At 68.7% G+C, this 19,266-nt stretch carries 17 protein-coding genes and 1 pseudogene; 10 read left to right on the top strand and 8 right to left on the bottom strand.

The window, feature by feature from the left end:
- Together ACH492_RS12220 and ACH492_RS12215 are read right to left on the bottom strand one after the other, a co-directional pair.
- Nucleotides 1-1,266, bottom strand: a complete 1,266-nt coding sequence (locus ACH492_RS12220; RefSeq protein WP_398985450.1) for a TerD family protein — start codon at nt 1,264-1,266, stop codon at nt 1-3.
- A 296-nt stretch (nt 1,267-1,562) separates the two neighbouring features.
- A pseudogene (locus tag ACH492_RS12215) lies at nt 1,563-1,854 on the bottom strand (TrmO family methyltransferase); the annotation flags it as partial.
- 7 nt (nt 1,855-1,861) lie between these two features.
- On the opposite strand from ACH492_RS12215, the gene ACH492_RS12210 reads away from it, so the two are divergent.
- Nucleotides 1,862-2,035: a hypothetical protein gene (locus tag ACH492_RS12210; RefSeq protein WP_398986235.1), complete on the top strand. Its 174-nt coding sequence runs from the start codon at nt 1,862-1,864 to the stop codon at nt 2,033-2,035.
- Nucleotides 2,036-2,184: 149 nt separating this feature from the next.
- Nucleotides 2,185-2,355, top strand: a complete 171-nt coding sequence (locus tag ACH492_RS12205) for a VOC family protein (RefSeq protein ID WP_398985448.1) — start codon at nt 2,185-2,187, stop codon at nt 2,353-2,355.
- Between the two features lie 49 nt (nt 2,356-2,404).
- Here ACH492_RS12205 and ACH492_RS12200 read toward each other — a convergent pair whose 3' ends face one another.
- The 3 genes from ACH492_RS12200 to ACH492_RS12190 are packed head-to-tail and all read right to left on the bottom strand — an operon-like array spanning nt 2,405 to nt 7,625.
- Complete coding sequence (locus ACH492_RS12200; protein ID WP_398985446.1) at nt 2,405-5,527, bottom strand: alpha-mannosidase; 3,123 nt, start codon at nt 5,525-5,527, stop codon at nt 2,405-2,407.
- Between the two features lie 11 nt (nt 5,528-5,538).
- Nucleotides 5,539-6,879, bottom strand: coding sequence for a 6-phospho-beta-glucosidase (locus ACH492_RS12195; protein ID WP_398985444.1), 1,341 nt, complete (start codon nt 6,877-6,879; stop codon nt 5,539-5,541).
- Complete coding sequence (locus ACH492_RS12190) at nt 6,876-7,625, bottom strand: DeoR/GlpR family DNA-binding transcription regulator (RefSeq protein ID WP_398985442.1); 750 nt, start codon at nt 7,623-7,625, stop codon at nt 6,876-6,878. The genes ACH492_RS12195 and ACH492_RS12190 overlap by 4 nt, the downstream gene beginning before the upstream one ends.
- Nucleotides 7,626-7,761: 136 nt before the next feature.
- Between ACH492_RS12190 and ACH492_RS12185 the strand changes: the two genes are divergently transcribed.
- From ACH492_RS12185 to ACH492_RS12165, 5 genes are read left to right on the top strand one after another with little or no spacing between them, the layout of a single operon-like run.
- The gene (locus ACH492_RS12185) at nt 7,762-8,778 is read left to right on the top strand and encodes a carbohydrate kinase family protein (RefSeq protein WP_398985440.1); all 1,017 of its coding nucleotides are present in this window, start codon (nt 7,762-7,764) and stop codon (nt 8,776-8,778) included.
- A gap of 37 nt (nt 8,779-8,815) precedes the next feature.
- Nucleotides 8,816-10,096 carry an extracellular solute-binding protein gene (locus ACH492_RS12180; protein WP_398985438.1) on the top strand — a complete coding sequence of 427 codons (1,281 nt, stop codon included), beginning with the start codon at nt 8,816-8,818 and terminating at the stop codon, nt 10,094-10,096.
- A 1-nt stretch (nt 10,097) separates the two neighbouring features.
- Nucleotides 10,098-11,066: a carbohydrate ABC transporter permease gene (locus tag ACH492_RS12175; RefSeq protein WP_398985436.1), complete on the top strand. Its 969-nt coding sequence runs from the start codon at nt 10,098-10,100 to the stop codon at nt 11,064-11,066.
- 31 nt (nt 11,067-11,097) lie between these two features.
- Entirely contained in the window at nt 11,098-11,943 is an 846-nt protein-coding gene (locus tag ACH492_RS12170; protein WP_398985433.1) for a carbohydrate ABC transporter permease, read from the top strand.
- A complete protein-coding gene (locus ACH492_RS12165; RefSeq protein ID WP_398985431.1) occupies nt 11,943-14,885 on the top strand; it encodes a glycoside hydrolase family 2 TIM barrel-domain containing protein in 2,943 nt (980 codons plus the stop codon). Before ACH492_RS12170 ends, ACH492_RS12165 begins: the two co-directional genes overlap by 1 nt.
- Here the strand turns inward: ACH492_RS12165 and ACH492_RS12160 are convergent.
- Nucleotides 14,852-15,658, bottom strand: coding sequence for a helix-turn-helix domain-containing protein (locus ACH492_RS12160; RefSeq protein WP_398985429.1), 807 nt, complete (start codon nt 15,656-15,658; stop codon nt 14,852-14,854). The two genes, ACH492_RS12165 and ACH492_RS12160, sit on opposite strands and share 34 nt — an antisense overlap.
- A 70-nt stretch (nt 15,659-15,728) precedes the next feature.
- Here ACH492_RS12160 and ACH492_RS12155 point away from each other — a divergent pair, with 70 nt between their 5' ends.
- Nucleotides 15,729-16,571 carry a phytanoyl-CoA dioxygenase family protein gene (locus ACH492_RS12155; RefSeq protein ID WP_398985427.1) on the top strand — a complete coding sequence of 281 codons (843 nt, stop codon included), beginning with the start codon at nt 15,729-15,731 and terminating at the stop codon, nt 16,569-16,571.
- Nucleotides 16,568-16,837, top strand: a complete 270-nt coding sequence (locus ACH492_RS12150; protein WP_398985425.1) for a hypothetical protein — start codon at nt 16,568-16,570, stop codon at nt 16,835-16,837. Before ACH492_RS12155 ends, ACH492_RS12150 begins: the two co-directional genes overlap by 4 nt.
- A 7-nt stretch (nt 16,838-16,844) precedes the next feature.
- Here ACH492_RS12150 and ACH492_RS12145 read toward each other — a convergent pair whose 3' ends face one another.
- Nucleotides 16,845-17,432, bottom strand: coding sequence for a putative glycolipid-binding domain-containing protein (locus ACH492_RS12145; RefSeq protein WP_398985423.1), 588 nt, complete (start codon nt 17,430-17,432; stop codon nt 16,845-16,847).
- A 25-nt stretch (nt 17,433-17,457) separates the two neighbouring features.
- Nucleotides 17,458-18,414: a LysR family transcriptional regulator gene (locus tag ACH492_RS12140; protein WP_398985421.1), complete on the bottom strand. Its 957-nt coding sequence runs from the start codon at nt 18,412-18,414 to the stop codon at nt 17,458-17,460.
- An 80-nt stretch (nt 18,415-18,494) separates the two neighbouring features.
- On the opposite strand from ACH492_RS12140, the gene ACH492_RS12135 reads away from it, so the two are divergent.
- A complete protein-coding gene (locus ACH492_RS12135; RefSeq protein WP_398985419.1) occupies nt 18,495-19,190 on the top strand; it encodes a type 1 glutamine amidotransferase domain-containing protein in 696 nt (231 codons plus the stop codon).
- Nucleotides 19,191-19,266 lie beyond the last annotated feature (76 nt).

Genomic DNA, 19,266 nt, shown 5'->3' with positions numbered 1-19,266 from the left:
CTATCTGGTCTTGAATTCGACCTTTCCGGTGCTCATTCTGAAGTTCCCGTTGGAGTACAGCGTGGGGCGGGCCTCGACATGGCTCCCGCTGTACTTCTCCACATGCCGGATCTGGGCACCGCCGGGAACGGTGAAGTCGATCAGGGCAATGGCTACCCAGTAGGACAGGTTGCGGTTGTTGAACAGTGGCACGGTGACGGTGGAGCCCCGTCCGTCAGTGACGACTGCCCGGGCCCCGTAGGACCTGAACGAACCGGTGCCGTTCTCTACAGCGCTGTAAGCGCACAAAAGGACGTAGCCCTGGAGGTCGGGGCGTCGGATGGTGACTGTCTCGCGGCCTGGCACCCGGGAGTCGCCATCCAGGGCGATGTACGGCGGAGCAATGGGCGATCCGAGTTGTCGGTAGTAGATGACCTGATCTGATCTGTTCGGGCGCTTGCCTTGCGGGGTGACGAGACTGCCAGGAACGTACAGGGCGTATAGGTCGAGGTCGGCGCCGGCTCGTCGTCGGGCCACGCTTCCGCCGTTCCACTCAAGTGTGGCCGTCACGACGAGGCTTGGGTCGTCCTTGCGCATGTCAATGGTCGCTTGGCCAGCCTTAGTGAGCGCCACTTTGCCCAACGGGACGAGAGGGCGAGGCGGTGCCATCTGTGGGACTGGTACAGCCACAGGTGGAATGTTCGGTGCGTAGGCGGGTGGCGGCGGCCCAGCAGGCGTGTGCCGGGCTGGAATGTCCGTCCCCGCAAGTGAGGCCTGAGCCGAGGACGGCCCTGGATCATCCACGACGATCCCAACGTCCGCAGCCAGACCCGCCAGTCCTCTGTCCCACCCCTGTCCTACTGCTCGGATCTTCCACCCGCCTGCTCGTCTGTAGAGTTCAACCAGGATTGCCACCGTCTCCCGATTCGTGAGAGGCGGCGGCATGAACCTGATCGGTGCGCCGCCACACTCGATGACCGCGTGGGGAGTGTTGCTCGCGTCGAAGTGGGTGGCCCGCAGTTGGGGGTCGATGCTAGCGACAACCGCTATGCGGTCGACTGCGGTCGGGACCGCACTCAGGTCCGCGAGAATGGTTTGGCCTTTCAGCACGACCCCGTCTTGCGACGAGTGGTTGTAGAAGACAAGATCGTCATCGCTCCGCACCTTGCCGTTCTGGCCGAGGAGAACGGCTGAGACGTCGATATCCGTGGTGGGTGAGGTGAGGGTGACACGGCAGGCCCGTGCGGGCAGAGCTGCATTGCCGCCTTTAGTAAGAGTGGTAGTCATGTGTGGCCCCTCTCACGGTGGTGCGTACATCGTGAGGTCTCCGGCCGGTCTGTGTACGACAAACGCCTGATGTCGGGTGGTTGAGCACGTTACGAGGCGACCACGTTGCTGGGACTGACAGGGGGCACCGATAGCTCCGCGAGTCGTCGGGTGTCGCTGGCATCTGTGAAGGCGCCTGGTGGGACATCCTTCGCCCTGATGCTGGGGAGACAAGTGTTGGGCCGAAGTCCAGCGTTGCCACTGGTGCGTGCTCCATACGTGTCCCGCACTAGATCAAATGGCGTGAACTACGACTGTCACGGCTTGACGTTGGTCCAGTAGCCCTCAAGCATTTCGCCCGGCCAACTGGGTTCCTGTACTTCGCCGCGAGGGCCCAACTCCTTGAAGTACGGGGCCAGGTCGATGATCGGCGTACCGTCGATGGCGTCGAGGTCTGCGACGTGAAGATCTAGGCCGTCGACCTTGAGTAGGCGGGGGGAAGGACTCGGCGAGCTGGTTCGGCCGGCGGTGGTTGCGGTGCACGAACGTGCCTGTGGCGGGCCACTTGGGGTTGTTTCGGGGGCTGCGCGCGTGCAGGGCGACTTCGTCGGCCGGGATGGACCGTTCGCTGCCTGGCCCCGATGGTGGGCAGTCGCAGGCTGAGCGGCGGCTGCGCCACGAGTGCGAGCAGCTGAAGCTCGCTTTCGCGGAGGCGACGATGCAGCTGCGGATCTGGCAGAAGGGCTCGGAGTTCGTCGACGCTGTCCCTTCGCCGACCTCGAGGCCCTGAGAGCGGCACATGGCGTGTCGGTCTTGAGGATCGCAGCACTCGCTGGGATCCCCGAACGAACGCACACCACGTGCGGCTTACCTCCCGTCGAACACTGCGGTTAGCGTGTGGCCTTTGGCGGACCCGCTACTTGACTGGGAGATCCTGACATGACCAGTAAGTTCATCGAGCTTGTCATCGACTGTGCCGATCCCAACGGTCTCGCCCGGTTCTGGTGCTCGGTCCTTGACTACGAGGTGCAGACGAAGACGACGGAATTGTCACAATTGGGTCCCTTGTGTACTCGGCAGGATTCGAACCTGCAACCTTCTGGTCCGTAGCCAACGGTCCTGCTCCCGGTCGCCGTTCGGCTTCCGGGAGCAGGGCTAACTACGCCCGCGAAAGACGCAGCGTCAGGATCTGGAAGGGCCGCAGCGTCAGCGACACCCCGCCGTCCACGACGGTCACCGGCTCGTCCGGCAGTGGACGCTCCAGCAGGTCCGTGACCTGCGCCCCGGCCAGTGGGAAGCCCGTGCGCAGGGTCGCCTTCGCCCGGCCGCCGAGGCACTCGTAGAGCCGTACGACCACATCGCCCGAGCGGTCGTCCGCGAGCTTCACCGCCTCGACCGTCACGGCGGGGTTGTCGACGCTCACCAACGGCTCGATGTTCCGGGCCGTCTGCGCCACCCGCAGCGGCAGGTTGAGCGCGTACCCTTCGGCGATCGCGTCCTCCACGGTCGCGCCCGGCAGCAGCGCGTAGGTGAAGCGGTGGGTGCCCTGGTCGGCCTCGGGGTCCGGGACGCGGGGTGCGCGGACCAGGCTGAGGCGGACCGTGGTGGTCGTACCGCCGTCGTCGCGGGTGGTGCGGGTGACATCGTGTCCGTACGTCGAGTCGTTGATGACCGCGACGCCGTAGCCGGGCTCCCCGACATGCACCCACCGGTGGCCGTAGACCTCGAAACGGGCCGCTTCCCAGCTGGTGTTGGTGTGCGTGGGCCGGTGGACATGGCCGAACTGGATCTCCGCCGTGGACCGGTCGGCCCGGACGTCGATCGGAAAGGCCGCCTTGAGGATCTTCTCGGCCTCGTGCCAGTCGATCTCGGTCTCTACGTCGATACGGCGGCTGCCCGCCCGGACCGTGATGGTCTGCACGATGCGCGAGCCCTTGCCGAAGGCGCGCTCGACCCGCACCGCGCCGAGCAGCGGCCCCGCGGCGGTGACGGTGACCGACTCTGCGTCGAGCAGGTCGGTGAAGCGGTTCTGATAGTGCTTGTCGATGTCCCAGGCATCCCAGTAGTTGGGCAGGTCGCTGTGCAGCCGGAGGAGGTTGCCGGGGGCGGCGAGGACTTCGCGGTCGGCGGCCAGGTCGCGTACGGAGGCGAGGGTGCCGTCCTCGGCGAACTCCACGCGGACCAGGCCGTTGTCGAGGACGCGGTCCGTCACGGTGACGGGCTTCCGCGTCGGGACCGCCGTCGTGATCGGCGCGCTGCCGGAGGCCGGGACCTCGACAAAGACGGTCGACGAACCGTCGGCCGGCCGGGGCAGACCGGGGTCGAGGGCCGCGCCCGGCACGTGGCCGAGGGCCTCGGCCACTTCGGCCGGGACGGTGACGACCTCGGCACGCGCGCGGGGGCTCGTATTGAACACGGACCATGTGCCTGCGCCCAGCGCGGACACTGCGGCCGAGGTGATCTCCTCAAGCTCCTTTGCCACCCGCGCGTACTCCGCCTCCGCCTCGCGGTGCACCCAGGCGATCGACGAGCCCGGCAGGATGTCGTGGAACTGGTGCAGCAGGACCGTCTTCCACAGCCGGTCGAGCTTCTCGTACGGGTAGTCGTAGTCCGGCGCGTGCAGCGCGGCCGCCGTCGCCCACAACTCGGCCTCGCGCAACCGGTGTTCACTGCGGCGGTTGCCCTGCTTTGTGCGGGCCTGCGAGGTGTAGGTGGCGCGGTGCAGCTCCAGATAGAGCTCGCCGGACCAGACGGGTGCGTCCGCGTACTCCGCGCGTGCCGCCTCGAAGAACGCGTCCGGGTGCTCGACCTTGACCTTCGCGGAGCCTTCGAGGTCGGCAAGGCGCCGTGCGCGCTCCATCATTTCGCGGGTGGGTCCGCCGCCGCCGTCGCCGTGCCCGAACGGTGCCAGCGAGCGGGTACCGCGGCCCTTGTCCTGGTAGTTGCGGACTGCGTGCGCCATCTCCTTGCCGGAGAACTCCACGTTGTACGTGTCCACCGGCGGGAAGTGCGTGAAGATCCGCGAGCCGTCGATGCCCTCCCACCAGAAGGTGTGGTGGGGCAGCTTGTTGGTCTGGTTCCAGGACAGCTTCTGGGTGAGGAACCACTCGTTGCCGGCCAGCTTCGCCAGCTGCGGATAGGCCGCGTTGTAGCCGAAGGAGTCCGGCAGCCAGACGCCCCTGGTCTCGATGCCGAAGTGCTCGATGAAGAAGCGCTTGCCGTGAACGAGCTGGCGGGCGATGGCCTCGCCGCCGGGCAGATTGCCGTCGGACTCCACCCACATGCCGCCGACCGGCGCCCACTGGCCGTCGGCGACGGCCTTCTTGATGCGCTCCCACACCCGCGGGTAGTTGTCGCGGACCCACTCGTACTGCTGGGCCTGCGAGCAGGCGAAGACGAACTCCTCGTACTCCTCGGCCAGCGCGGTCACATTGGAGAAGGTGCGGGACGTCTTGCGCTTGGTCTCGCGGATCGGCCACAGCCAGGCGCTGTCGATGTGCGCATGGCCGACTGCCGACATGGTGTGGGCGCTGGCGTGCGCGGGACGTGTCAGGACCGGCCGCAGCAGCTCCCGTACATCCGCCGCCGTGCCGGAGATGTCGTCCAGGTCCAGCGCGTCGAGCGCGTGGTCCAGCGCGTGCATGATCTCGTGCCTGCGCGGTTCGCTCTCGCCGAGCTCCAGCATCAGCTCGCGCAGCACCTGCATATCGAGCGAGAGGTGCCAGACGTCCTCGTCGAGTACGGCGAGGTCGGCGCGGGTGAAGGTGTAGAGGGGCCCCCGGCCCGCGGTGGCCTTGTCGCCGAGCGGGGTCGGGCCACGGAAGTCGCCCGCGAGGATGTCGGGGTTGGACGCGGCCTCGACGAGATAGTCGATCCGCTCGCCGCCCGCCGCGGGGGATGCGACCGGCACGTACTGGTTCTGCGGGTTGACCGCCTTGAGGGGGCTGCCGTCCAGGGTGTGGAGGAGGGCCTCGGCCTGGTTGCCCGGCCAGTCGCCGACGAAGCCGAGGTCGAAGACGGCCTCGACGCGACGGCCGGCCCAGTGGGCGGGGACTTCGCCGTGGACCCTGAACCAGGTCGTGCCCCAGGGCGGACCCCACGGCGTCCCCATCGCGAACGGTTCGTACGTCTGGGACGCGGCCTCGGCGAAGGGCACCGGCTCGTCCGGAGCCTCCCATGCCGTGACGTCGAGGGGGAGCGAGACGGCGTGGACTGCGGGCTGGATGCGCTGCTGGAGGATGCGCTCGACGCGCTCCTCGATGCGGCGGCGTTCGTCGTGCATGTGGCGGGCTCCTACCTCAGATACGCGAGCGCGGGGTGGACGCTGGTGTAGCCGTCGACGAGACGGCGGGCGACGGTCACTGAATCGACGAGGGGATGCAGGGCGAAGGCCTTCACCGCCGTCGCACGCGAGCCGCTCTCGGCCGCCGCCAGGACCTCGCGCTCGACGGCCTTGACTGCGCAGACCAGTCCGGTGGCGTGCAGCGGCAGCGGGGACACGGAGACGGGGTGCGCGCCGTTCGCGTCGACGAAGCAGGGCACTTCGACGACCGCTTCCTCGTCCAGCACGGAAAGCGTCGTGCGGTTGCGGACGTTGAGAATGAGCGTCGTGCGCTGGTTGTGCGCGATGGCCCGCATCAGGGCGAGGGCGACCTGCTCGTAGCCGCCGGACTCCAGGTCGCAGGCGTCACGCTCGCCGGCCCCCGCGGCCTCGCGGTTGTGCGCCATGTAGGTCGCCTCGCGCTCGGCGCGGGTACGGTCCCAGGTCTCCAGCGCCGGGGCGTCGGGCCGCTCCATCTCCGCGTAGAACCGGGCCTGTTGCTCATGGAGGAAGGCCCCGCGGGTCTGCTTCGCCTCCTGATAGGCGCGTACCGCCTCGCGGTTGAAGTAGTAGTAGTGCAGATATTCGTTGGGGATCGCGCCGAGGGAGCGGAGCCAGTCGGGGCCGAAGAGCTTGCCCTCCTCGAAGGAGCCGAGCAGCTCGGGGTCGGCGAGCAGCCGGGGCAGCTCGTCGCGGCCCTCGATGCGCAGGCCGCGGAGCCAGCCGAGGTGGTTGAGGCCCACATAGTCGATCCACGCGGTGTCGGGGTTCGCGCCCAGCGCGCGGGCGACCCGGCGGCCGAGGCCCACCGGCGAGTCGCAGATGCCGATGACGCGGTCGCCGAGGTGTCGGGCCATGGCCTCGGTGACCAGACCGGCCGGGTTGGTGAAGTTGATGACCCAGGCGTCGCGAGCGAGCCGGGCGACCCTGCGCGCGATGTCGACGGCGACCGGGACGGTGCGCAGTCCGTACGCGATGCCGCCGGCACCGACGGTCTCCTGGCCCAGCACGTCCTCGGCGAGGGCGATGCGTTCGTCGGCCGCGCGGCCCTCGAGGCCGCCGACGCGGATCGCGGAGAACACGAAGTCGGCGCCGCGCAGCGCCTCGTCGAGGTCGGTGGTGACGGTGACCGGCGGGGCGTCCGGCACGCCTTCCGCCTGGTCGGCGAGGACGCGCGCGATCGCGGCCAGCCGGCCGGCGTCCAGGTCGTGAAGGGTTACGTGGGTGATACGGCCCTTGGCGTGATCGCCGAGCAGGGCGCCGTACACCAGCGGCAGTCTGAAGCCCCCACCGCCGAGGATCGTGAGCCTCATACCTCAACCACCTTCACTCCTGCTTCGTCGAACGCCGCGCTGGTCGCCGGGTCCGCGGGCGCGTTGGTCACCACTGTGTCGAGGGACGCTGGGCCGCACACCTTCGCCATGCCGGTGCCGGGGAACTTGCCCGCGTCTGCGAGGAGCACCACTGAGTCCGCGGCCGCGATCATCGCCCGCTTGACCGGGACCTCGATCACCGTGGTGTCCATGACCTGGCCGTCGGGACGGATGCCGCTCGTGCCCAGGAACAGCCAGTCCGCGTGCAGCTGGCGGAGGTTGTCCTCGGTGAGGAAGCCGACCAGGGAGCGGTACTCCCGCCGGACCATCCCGCCGAGCAGTATCAGCTCGATCCCGGTGTCGTCCGCCAGCTCCTCGTACACCACCAGATTGCTGGTGATCACGGTCAGTCTGCGACCGTGCAGCTGCCGGGCCAGGCGGTAGGCGGTGGTGCCGATGTCGAGGAGGACGGACTGCCCCTCCTCGACCATGGCCGCGGCCCGGACCGCTATCGCGTCCTTCTCCGGGACCCTGATCTCGGCGACCTCCGCGAAGGGTTGATCACCCTCCTCGACCGCCGCTCCCCCGTGGACCCGCGTGAGCAGGCCCTCCTCCTCCAGCTTGACCAGGTCGCGCCGGATGGTCGCGGGGCTCACGCCGAGCTGTTCGGACAGGTCGGTTACTGCTGCGGGGCCGCCAGATCGCAGAGCCCGCAGGATGAGTTGATGTCGTCGCTCAGCCAGCACGTCACGAACGCTACTCGTCAATCTCAAGCATTTCTATGCAGATTCGCGCTCAACTCTTGCCAATTCTGCGCGCCGGGCGCACGATCCTGTGCACACCTTGAAGGTCATCGACAGATCTCTGGCGAGAGGATGCGCCGTGGACGAGGAGCCCAGGCCCGATGTCCTGCTGACCGGGCTGCTCTTCTACGACCTCGTCCTCACCGGACTCGGCAAGCCGCCGACGCCGGGCGAGGAGATCTGGACCCGGGGGATGGGCTGCGGTCCCGGCGGGATCGCCAACCTCGCCGTGGCGGCGGCCCGCTACGGCCTGGACACCTCTCTGGCCACGGTCTTCGGCGACGACTACTACGGCGCGCACTGCCGGCAGATCCTCGCCGGACAGGAGGGCGTCGACCTGTCCCTTTCCCGTACGGCGCGGGACTGGAACACCCCGGTCACGGTCTCCCTCGCCCATGGCCACGACCGCGCCCTCATCACCCACGGTGGGCCGCCCGCCCACTCCCAGGACGAACTGCTCCACCATCCGCCGCCCGCGCGCACCGCGCTCGTGCACATCGGAGCCGAACCGCAGGAGTGGCTCGGCAAGGCCGCGGCCGCCGGCACCCTGATCTTCGCCGACATCGGCTGGGACCCCACCGAACAGTGGTCCGGCGAGGTGCTGAACCAGCTGTCCCTCTGCCACGCCTTCCTGCCCAACGACACCGAGGCCATGGGCTACACGCGCACCGACAGCCCGGCCGCCGCACTCGACAAGCTCGCCGAACTGACACCCGTCGCAGTGATCACCTGCGGGCGCTCCGGCGCCCTCGCGGTCGACCAGACGACCGGCGAGCACGCCCAGGTCGCGGCCGTTGACATCGATGCCATGGATGCGACCGGCGCCGGAGACGTCTTCGGTGCGAGCTTCGTCGCCGCCACCCTGGGCGGCTGGCCGCTCGCCGAGCGGCTGCGCTTCGCCTCCCTCGCCGCCGGACTGTCCGTACAGCACCACACCGGTGCGCTCGCCGCCCCCGGCTGGTACGGCATCGATCAGTGGTGGCGTACGACAGGCTCACGCGACCCCGAACTGTCGTGCGCCTACGGATTCCTGGCCGACCGCATCCCCGCCGACCCCGGGCCGGCCCCGCACCACGCAACCGTCACCCCCCGCTGAACACCCGTCCGAAACACACCGAAAGGCGGTGGGAGCAGTGCACCTCTCCCGAAGAGGGCTGCTGCGCGCAGGTCTGGCCACCACGGCGGCCGCGGCGCTCGGCCCCGCTGCGGCAGGCTGCGCGGTTCCTCGCGGCTCCACCGGCCGGAACATGACCCTGTGGTACTGGACCGGCGGACTGAGCGAAAAGGTCGTGGCCACGGCCAGGAACCGCTTTACGGACGTGGAGCTCAAGCCGGTGCAGATCGGCGGCTACTTCAGGTCCAAGCTGCTGACCACCATGGCGGGCCGCGCGGCCGTGCCGGACATCACCGGACTCAAGGGCGAGGACATGGCCTCGTACCTCCCCAACGCCGGTCAGTTCGTGGACCTGCGCACACTCGGCGCCGACCGGTTCAAGGACCGGTATCTGCCGTGGAAGTGGGAGCAGGGCATCGCCCCCGACGGGCGCATGGTCGGGTTTCCGATCGACACCGGGCCCGTCGTGCAGTACTACCGCGCCGATGTCTTCGACCGGGCCGGTCTGCCCGCCGAGCCGGCCGAGGTCGCGGCGCAGATGAGCACCTGGGAGAAGTACTTCGCGGCCGGTGAGCAGCTGAAGAAGAAAATCCCGGGCGCGTACCTGCTCATCGACCCCCTCACCGTCCTCTCGAACGCGATCAACCAGGGCACCGAGCGGTTCGTGGACGAGGACGGGCACTTCATCGGCGACCAGAAGCATGTGACCGAGGCCTGGGCCCTGGCCCTCGAGGCGCGCCGCCGCGGACTGATCTCGAACGTCGTCAGCGGCACCCCGGACAGCAACGCGGCCATGGAGCAGGGCCGGCTCCCCAGCCAGCTCAACGCATCGTGGGCGGCCGGCGACCTCAAGCTGGCCGTACCCAAGACAAAGGGCAAGTGGCGGGTGGCCCAGATGCCCGGCGGTGCCGCCAACAACGGCGGCTCCTTCCTGGCCATCACCAAGGCCTGCCGGGAGCCCGAGCAGGCCTTCGCGATCATCACCTGGCTGCTGAACGCGGACAATCAGACCCGCGGCTTCGTCGATGCCTCGCTCTTCCCGTCCACCCCGGCCTCGTACGAGCAAAAAGCCATGCGCGACCCGGACCCGTTCTTCGGCGGGCAGATCACCATCGACGTCTTCGGCCCGGCCGCCGAGAAGATCCCGGTCGCCTACAACAGCCCGTACGACTTCGCCCTGCAGCAGCCGGTCTACGACGAGCTCACCAAGGTGCACACCCTGGGCAAGGACCCGGGCCAAGCCTGGAAGGACGCCATGAGCAAGTGCCGGCGCATCGCCGATCACCTGGGGGTGAGCTGACATGGCCACCGCGCCCCCCGCACCCGTCGTCGAGAGCCCCGCGGCCACCTCGGCTCCGCAGGTCGCGCCCCCCAAGTCCCGTTCCATATTCGGGTACTGGCGGCTCTACCTCGCGATCTCGCCTTTCTACCTGCTGTTCCTGTGCTTCGGCCTGATACCCGTGGGCTTCTCGCTCTATCTCTCGTTCCACCGCTGGGACGGCCTGGGGTCGATGGAGTACGCGGGCCTGTCGCAGTACAGCTATCTGCTGAGCGACACCCAGTTCTGGCACGCCATCGGCAACACGCTGATCATCTGGGCCATCTCGACCCTCCCCATGCTCTTCATCGCGCTGGTGACCGCGGTGATGCTCAACTCCGCGGTGCGCTTCAAGAGCCTCTACCGCTTCGCGTACTTCCTTCCGAACGTGACCTCGGTCGTCGCGATCGCGATCATCTTCGGGTCGGTCTTCAGCACCAACTTCGGCCTGGTCAACGCAGTACTCCAGGGTCTCGGCCTGGAGCAGATAGCGTGGCTGAACACGCCCTGGGGCATCAAGGTCGCGATCGCCTCGCTGATGACCTGGCAGTGGACCGGCTACAACGCGATCATCTTCCTCGCCGGTCTGCAGACCATCCCGAGCGAGCTGTACGAGGCCGCGCGCGTCGATGGCGCCGGGCCCGTGCAGACCTTCTTCCGGGTCACGGTGCCGCTCATGAGGCCCGTCATCCTCTTCACCCTCGTGGTGTCGACGGTCACCGGCCTGCAGAGCTTCTCCGAGCCGCAGGTGCTGCTCCAGACCACCGCCAACACCTCGACCTTCGCGGGCGGTCCGGACAACGCCGGCCAGACGATGGTCCTCTACTTCTTCCAGCAGACCTTCGACAACAACGACTTCGGCTACGGCGCCGCGATCGCGTGGGGCATCTTCCTGATCGTCGCCGTCTTCTCGATCATCAACTGGCGCCTTGTCCAGCGCCGGGAAAAGTAGAGGGGGGACCGTCATGACCATCATGACCGTCATGAAAGGAACGAAGGCCATGAAGGGCGCACGGCCCCGAGGGCTCGTCCTGCACCTCTCGCTGATCGTCGGCGTCGTCCTCTCGCTGTTCCCGTTCTACTGGACCGTCGTCATGTCGACACACACGACGAGCGAGATCTTCCAGTTTCCGCCGAAGCTGCTGCCCGGCTCGCACTTCGACGAGAACGTCAGCGCTCTCCTCGACAACGTCGACTTCTTCGGGTCGATGCTCAACTCCCTCATCGTCGCGGGCTCCGTGACGTTCCTGGTGCTGGTCTTCGACTCGCTGGCCGCCTTCGTCTTCGCGAAGTTCCACTTCCCCGGCCGCCGTGCGCTGTTCGTGATCATGATGGCCATCTTCATGGTTCCCGCCCAGCTCCAGGCGATCCCGCAGTTCGTGATCATGGCGCGGATCGGCTGGATCGGCTCGCTCACCGCCCTCGTGGTGCCGGCCGCGGCCAACGCCTTCGGCATCTTCTGGATGCGCCAGTACATGAAGGGCGCGATCCACGACGAGCTGATGGACGCATCCCGGCTCGACGGCTGCGGCTTCCTGCGCCAGTACTGGCACGTGGCCCTGCCCGTCGTCCGTCCCGGCCTCGCCTTCCTCGGCATTTTCACCTTCATGGGCCAGTGGAACGACTACGCCTGGCCGCTGATCGCCCTGGTCAACCCCGACCATGTGACGCTCCAGGTCGCGCTGTCGCAGCTCAACGGCGTCCACGGCACGACCGACTATGGCATGGTGATGACCGGCGCCCTGCTCGCACTGATCCCCCTGCTCATCGTCTTCGCGATCGGCGCCCGCCAGATGATCGCCGATCTGGCCAAGGGAGCCATTCGCTGATGCTGCCGGTACGCCCCTGGGAAGCGCCCGAGATCACCTCCTGGCGGCGCCTGCCGATGCACGCCGTGGACCGCCGCCCAGGGAGTCTGAGTCTCGACGGCGAGTGGCGCTTCCAGCTGCTGCCCGCACCGGACGCCCCGCTCACGGACAGCTGGTCGCGGCTGGAGGTGCCCGGCGCCTGGACAATGCAGGACGCCGGCGCGCCCGACCTGCCGCACTACACCAATGTGACGATGCCGTGGGCGCACCACCCGCCCGCGTCACCGACGGCCAACCCCACCGGCGTCCATGAGCGCGAGGCCGACATCCCCGCCGAGTGGGCGGGCCGCCGCATCGTGCTCCAGGTCGGCGCTGCGGAGAGCGTGCTGATCGTGGAGGTCGACGGACAGGCCGTCGGTGTCGGTAAGGACTCCCATCTGGCGAGTGAGTTCGACCTGACCGGCGTGGTACGCCCGGGGGAGCGCAGCACCGTACGCCTCACGGTGGTCAAGTGGTCCGACGCCACTCACATCGAGGACCAGGACCAGTGGTGGCACGGCGGCATCACACGCTCGGTGCTGCTGTACGCCACCGACCCGCTGCATCTCGCCGATGTGACCGTACGTGCCGGGCAGGACGGCATCCTGCGGGTCGACTGTCAGGTGCGCGGATCGGCGACCGAGGGCCCCCTGCCCGAGGGCTGGTCGATCAGCGGGGAGCTGGAGGAGTTCGGCGACCTCGTCCAGGATGCCGCCTACGACGCGGCGAACCAGGCCGTGGGACGGGTCTCCGACTTCCTTGGGGAGGCCCGGCTGAGCGCCACGCTCAGCGGCGTACGCCCATGGTCGGCCGAGACACCTGTGCTCTACGGCCTCACCGTGCGGCTGCACCACGCGGACGGCACGGTCGCCGACACCTCGTACCACCGCATCGGATTCCGCGACATCGAGATCCGTGGCCGGGACCTGCTGGTCAACGGCGAGCGCGTGTACATCCGCGGCGTCAACCGGCACGACTTCCATCCGCTCACCGGGCGCACTCTCGGCGCCGACGAGATCCGCGCCGATCTGGAGACGGCCAAGCGCTTCGGCTTCAACGCCATTCGCACCTCGCACTACCCGGGCGATCCGGCGCTGCTGGACCTCGCCGACGAGCTGGGCCTGTATCTCGTGGACGAGGCGGACATCGAGAGCCACGACCACGCCCACGAGATCGCCGACGACCCGCGCTATCTCCCCGCCTTCGTGGACCGGGTATCGCGGATGGTGCTGCGCGACAAGAACCACCCCAGCGTCATCATCTGGTCGCTGGGCAACGAGAGCGACTACGGCGCCAACCACGACGCCGCGGCCGGCTGGCTGCGCCGCCACGACCCCACCCGCCCACTCCAGTACGAGGGCGCCGCCAAGACCGACTGGTCCGCGACGGACATCGCGAGCGACATCGTCTGCCCGATGTACGCGTCCCTCGACGAGATCGTGGCGCACGCCCGCTCGGGCACCCAGACCAAACCGCTGATCCTGTGCGAGTACTCGCACGCCATGGGAAACAGCAACGGCACCCTCGCCGACCACTGGCAGGCATTCGAGTCCACCCCGGGTCTGCAGGGCGGCTTCATCTGGGAGCTGTGGGACCACGGCATCCTCCAGCGGCTGAGCGACGGGCGGCCGGCGGGGCGGACGGGCGCCGGAGCGTACGCGAACGGAGTGGCCGCCGAGGGCTACCGCTGGGCGTACGGCGGCGACTTCGGCGACACCCCGAACGACGGCGCGTTCTGCGCGGACGGCCTGCTCTTCCCCGACCGCACACCGAAACCCGCGATGTACGAACACCGTGAACTGGCCGCTCCCGTACGGCTGTCATGGCTCTCGGAGCAAGGCGGGACGCTGCTGGTCCACAACCACCAGCACTTCCGCGATCTGTCGTGGCTGACCGCCGAGTGGCATCTGACGGCCGAGGACGCGGAAACCATCACCGCCCCGGCCGCCCTCCCCGTCGTACCTCCCGGCGGCTCCGCCGAACTCCCGCATCTTCAGGGCCTCCTGGCCACGCTGCCAAAGGACGGCGGAGAGGCCTGGCTGACCCTTCGCGTGACCACGGCGCACGACGAGACATGGGCGCCACCTGGCACTGAGGTGTGCACACCGCGGATACGACTGCGTGAGCGGGCCCCGTTCGCGGCCGCCCCCTGCACGGGGAGCGTCGAGGTGGACGGCGACGGACTGCTCGTCCACCCGCTGCTCACCTCACCACCTGTGCTGAGTCTGTGGCGCGCGCCTACCGACAACGACCTGCTGGGTGGCCCCGCGGACCACTGGCGCACGCTGGGTCTCGACACCCTCGTACGCAAGCTGGTGTCGGTGACCCGCGACGCGGAGAAGGTGTCGGTGCGCTCCGCGTACGACACCAGGGCGGGCACGGTCCTGCACGAGCAGTTCTTCACCCCGGTGCGGGACGGCCTTCTCGTCGAGGAGACCGCTGTGCTGCCCGAGGGCGTGTCCGATGTCGCACGGGTCGGATCCGTCTTCGAGACGGTGAGCGGACTCGATCTGATCGAGTGGTACGGACAGGGGCCCTGGGAGTCGTATCCGGACCGCAGCGCGGGCGCGGCCGTGGGGCACCACCGTGCCTCCGTGGACGCGCTGTTCACCCCGTATCTGCGTCCGCAGGAAAGCGGCGGGCGGCACGGCGTACGCAGTTTCTCGCTCAGTTCTTCAGGGGGTGGACCAGGTCTGACGGTCCGGCTCGACAGCCCGCGCCAGGTCTCTGTCGTACGCCACCGCGCCCACGACCTGGACACAGCGGCGCACCATGATGAACTCACCCCGCGCGCCTGTCCGGTGGTCCACATCGACGCCGCACACCGCGGACTCGGCACGGCCTCCTGCGGGCCTGACACGCTACCGCCCTATCTGGTCGGGGCGGGGACCTACCGCTGGTCCTGGACGCTCTGTCGCCGGTAGACCGGCGAGTCCGAGGTGCGGACGGCGCGGGGGGAGCCGCCGAGTTCGCGGTGGCATGCCTTGTTGAAGGCCTGCAGGTCGGGAATGCCCACCGCCGCCGCCACGGCCGGGATGGCGAGCGTCGAGGCGCGCAGCAGATGGCGTGCCCGTTCCAGCCGTCGGCGGCGGATGTAGGCGACCACGGTGGTACCTGTCTCGGCGCGGAAGAGCCGGGTGAGGTGGTTGTGCGAGACCCCGGCCACCTGGGCGATGTCCGGCACGGTCAGCGGTTCGGCGAGGTGCGCCTCGATATGGGCCATGGCCGCGGCGATGGCGGGAGGACCCCCGCCCGGCCGTTCGGGCGCGCTCAGCTCGACCACCTGCCAGAGTGCCGCCCATGCGGTGGCGGCGGCCTTCGACGGCGTACCGGGCATCGCCGCGATGCCGCGCCGCAGCAGGGCGGAGAGCAATGGCCCGTCGGCGCCGACGTCCTGCATCACCGGAACGGTGTGCCGCGCGCCCGAATCGGAGAGCTGAAGGTGTGCGTACAAGTGCTCGGACCGGCCGCGGTAGTGAAAGTGCACCTCTTCGCCGGGCGGGATCAGGCTCACCCGGCCGGGTCGGATGCGGTGGACCGTGCCGCCGAGAATGAGCTCGGCCTCGTAGCTGTACAGATGCAGCTGCCACAGGCCGGTCAGCCGGAAGATGTCGTGCGGCCCGTTGACCCCGTGCACCCCCACTCCGATGTTCGCCACGCGCGGGGGCTCGTCCAGCCGGATCTCCACACGGTCCATGGTGAGAAATTACCAGTAGTCGGTGATTGCAGCCCACGACAGGCGTGGAGTTCGTTTCTACGGTTGCCGTATGTCTACAAGCGCAAACACAAGCACCAGCACCAGAACGGAGCTTCTGACCTCGGTCAGGATGGCGCGGTTCGTCGCGCACGGCTCCCTGCGGATGGACGCGGTCGTACCGCCCGAGATGAACGACCGGGCGATCGAGGTTCTGTCCGCCTCAGTCCCCGATGTGCCCTATGGCACACCGCTCGACGAGGCTTTCCCCGAAGGGTCGTTCGCGCGTCGCCTCGTTGAACTCCCGCCGGTGGCAGGGGCGTTGCGCAGCCTGGTCGGCCCCGCGCCGACCGTCGACCACCATGCCGTGCACATCCGCGAACCCCACGAGGGCAACGCCCAGCCGCTGCACGGCGACGCCATCATCGACGTACGCCCCGACGCCTTCGACGTCCAGCTCATGTACTACCCGCACGAGGTGACCGCCGACATGGGCGGCACACTCAGCGTGCCCGGCAGTCACCTGCGCCGCACCAACGAGAGCGACACGGGCCGTTACCAGAACCTGCGCGGCCAGACCCGGCTGACCTGTCCGGCCGGCACCGTGGTGCTTCTGCACCACGGCCTGTGGCACGGCGGGCGCCGCAACGACAGTGACAGCCCCCGCTATATGTTCAAGATCCGCTTCAACCCGACCGTGCCCCAGGTACGCCTCTGGGACACCCGCGACATCGATGATCCGGCGGTCGAGGCCGAGCTGCGTACCTCCTTCCCGTGGTACGAGCACGCCACCGGCCGGCTGGAGATCTACAACCGGGTCCGCCTCTGGCGCGCCCTGACCGGCGACGACTCGTTCGACATCGACTACTGGGCGACCCGCGTGTCCAACCGCCCGACCCTCGGGAGCCATGCATGAGACAGCAGGTCCTCGTCCTGTATCTGGCGACCTCGGCGCTCGACTCGGAGGTGGTCGGCTGGTCCCGCTACGACGGCACCGGCTCCACCAAGCCGACCACGGGGGACGACGACGAGCCTCCGTACGGCTCCGGCGTGGCCGCGCTCGAGGACGGCTGGCGGCTGTTCCAGGCCTCCCAGCTGATCCCGCCCCAGTCCGGCCACGAGTACGACACCTCCTTCCTCAAGCACGAGTTCTTCTTCGAGAAGCTCCACGAGGTGTCGTGACCGGGCGCTATGGCTGCGGCGGTCCCGCACTCCACGAAAGCCGCCGAGCCAAGCCCGGGTAGTCGATGACGAGCCCGTCCGCGTCGAACTCCACATCGCTGCGGTAATCGCCCGAAGTGAACCGGACGCGCCCGCCGTGTTCGGTACGCCGCAGATGGGTGTAGGTCTGCGGTGACGCGTGCACGGTCAGGTCCGGCACCGAGACCCAGGCCATCAGGAAGGTCCGCTCACCGGGTGTCAGATGAAGCCCGTGCCGTCGCACCGGCATGGTGTTGGTGAGTGGGCACAGAGCGAGGTCGCAGTCGAGCGCGCCGTCGACGTCGGGCAGTGGCTCTCCGTCGGCGGTCCACCGGCCGTGACCGTCGTGCCGCAGGTGGAGTTCGTGCGAACCCGTGGCGGTCGCGGCGTGGACCCGCAGCTCACGGGTGAGGTAGTGGTCGCCGGTTTCGAGCTCGTACGAGATCCAGTGCGGATTGGGTACGGTTCCGACCGCGCGCCCACGGGCCAGCAGGGTCGTGCCGCGGAGCTCGATCCAGGAGGTCTCGTATCCCTGGCTCTCCGTGACTTCCCAGGTGATGACGTGAGAAGTGACCATGCCTCACCCTAACGAGCAGGGGTACTCACCAGGTGGGAGCCTCGCGCAGCAGACGGTCGCGGACCAGTGCCAAGTGGGGGTTGTCCGATGCGCCAGGGCGCTGGACGAGAAAGCTGGTGTTGATCGGCGGGTCGTCGGGCGTGAGCAGCTGTACCAGTGTGCCGGCGGCCAGCTCGTGCTGGCAGAGATAGCGGGGGAGCACCGTGATCCCGGCCCCGGCGACGACTGCCGAGAGCACTCCGCGCAGATCGGGGACGGTCACAGCGGCCTGGCCGGTCAGCCGGGTGCCGAAGACATGGCGCCAGTAGCGGCGGGCGATGGGCAGATCCTCGGCGTACGCCACGAGGGGGACGCCGCGCAGGGCGGCGGGGCCCTCGGTCGCGATCCGGTCCTGGCCGATCCGTTCCGCCCACTGCGGTGAAGCAACCAGGACGAACTCCTCGTCCGTCAGCGGTACGGCGGTCAGGGAGCGGCCGCGCGGGCGGATGGTGGCGATCACCAGATCGCTGTGGCCGGCGCGCAGGCCGTCGAGGAGTTCGTCGGTGAGACCGGTGGTGACCCGAAGGCGTACGCCCTGCTCAATCAGGGGCGCGAGGGCGGGCAGCGCGCGCGTGCAGAGGAGCTCGGCGGGGCCTGCCAGATGGACCGGATCGACGGGGCCGCTCTCGCCTGCCTGACCACGGACGGCGACGGCGACGAGGGCGTCCAGCGGGTCGGCGATCTGGGCTGCGAGGTCGTCGGCGACCGGGGTGGGGGTGACTCCACGAGGGAGCCGTCCGAAGAGTTCGCGTCCGAGCTGCCGCTCGAGGGAGCGGATCTGCGTGGTGACGGTCGGCTGCGAGAGACCGAGCAGACGGGCGGCCGCGGTGAACGAGCCGGTGCGGTGCACGGCGAGGAAGGTCCGCAGCAGGGTCAGATCGAGCGGGCCGTTCGGGGCCGGTCCCTGTATTCCCGACAATCCATTGGATTCCCTATGTCTCATGGTGGTGAGCCTATTGGATTCCAATGGCTCATCGGTCTACGTTCGAGGACATCAGCGACCTTTCGACGGAGAGATGTGAGATGGCGAAGATCCTTTTTGTGGTGACCGGCTCGGACCACTGGACCCTGGCCGACGGCACCCGGCACCCCTCCGGCTTCTGGGCGGAAGAGCTCGTGGCTCCCTACCAGGCCTTCACCGAGGCGGGACACGACATCGCCGTTGCCACGCCGGGTGGTGTCGTACCCACCGTGGACAGGGCGAGCCTCGCGCCCGAGGTGAACGGAGGTAAGGAGAACGCCGACGTGATCGCCGCCGGGCTGGCCTCGATCGCCGCCCTGCAGCGACCGCTGAAGCTGGAGGAGGCCGACCTGGCCGACTACGACGCGGTCTTCTACCCCGGTGGCCACGGCCCGATGGAGGACCTGGCCGTCAACGCGGACTCCGGCAAGCTGCTCACCGCCGCCCTGGACTCCGGCAAGCCGCTCGGCGTGGTCTGCCACGGGCCGGCCGCGCTGCTCGCCGCGGAGCGCGAGGACGGCTCCTGGCCGTTCACCGGCTACCGGCTGGCCGGTTTCACCAACGCGGAGGAGACGCAGGCGGGCTTGGCGGACAAGGCGAAGTGGCTGCTCCAGAACCGGCTCGTCGAACTCGGCGCGGACTTCCAGGAGGGCGAGCCGTGGGCCCCGAAGGTGGTCGTGGACCGCAACCTGATCACCGGCCAGAACCCTGCTTCGTCCGCCCCGCTCGCCGCCGAGATCCTCAAGGTCCTGGGCTAGAAGGCTGATGAAGATGTCGTGGTGTTCTGGTCCCGGATCATGTCGTCTGGGGCCAGACTCGTTTGCATGATGGGAC

Source organism: Streptomyces sp. NPDC019443 (assembly GCF_044389785.1).
GTDB lineage: Bacteria > Actinomycetota > Actinomycetes > Streptomycetales > Streptomycetaceae > Streptomyces.
This window is presented reverse-complemented; position numbering and strand designations above follow the sequence as displayed.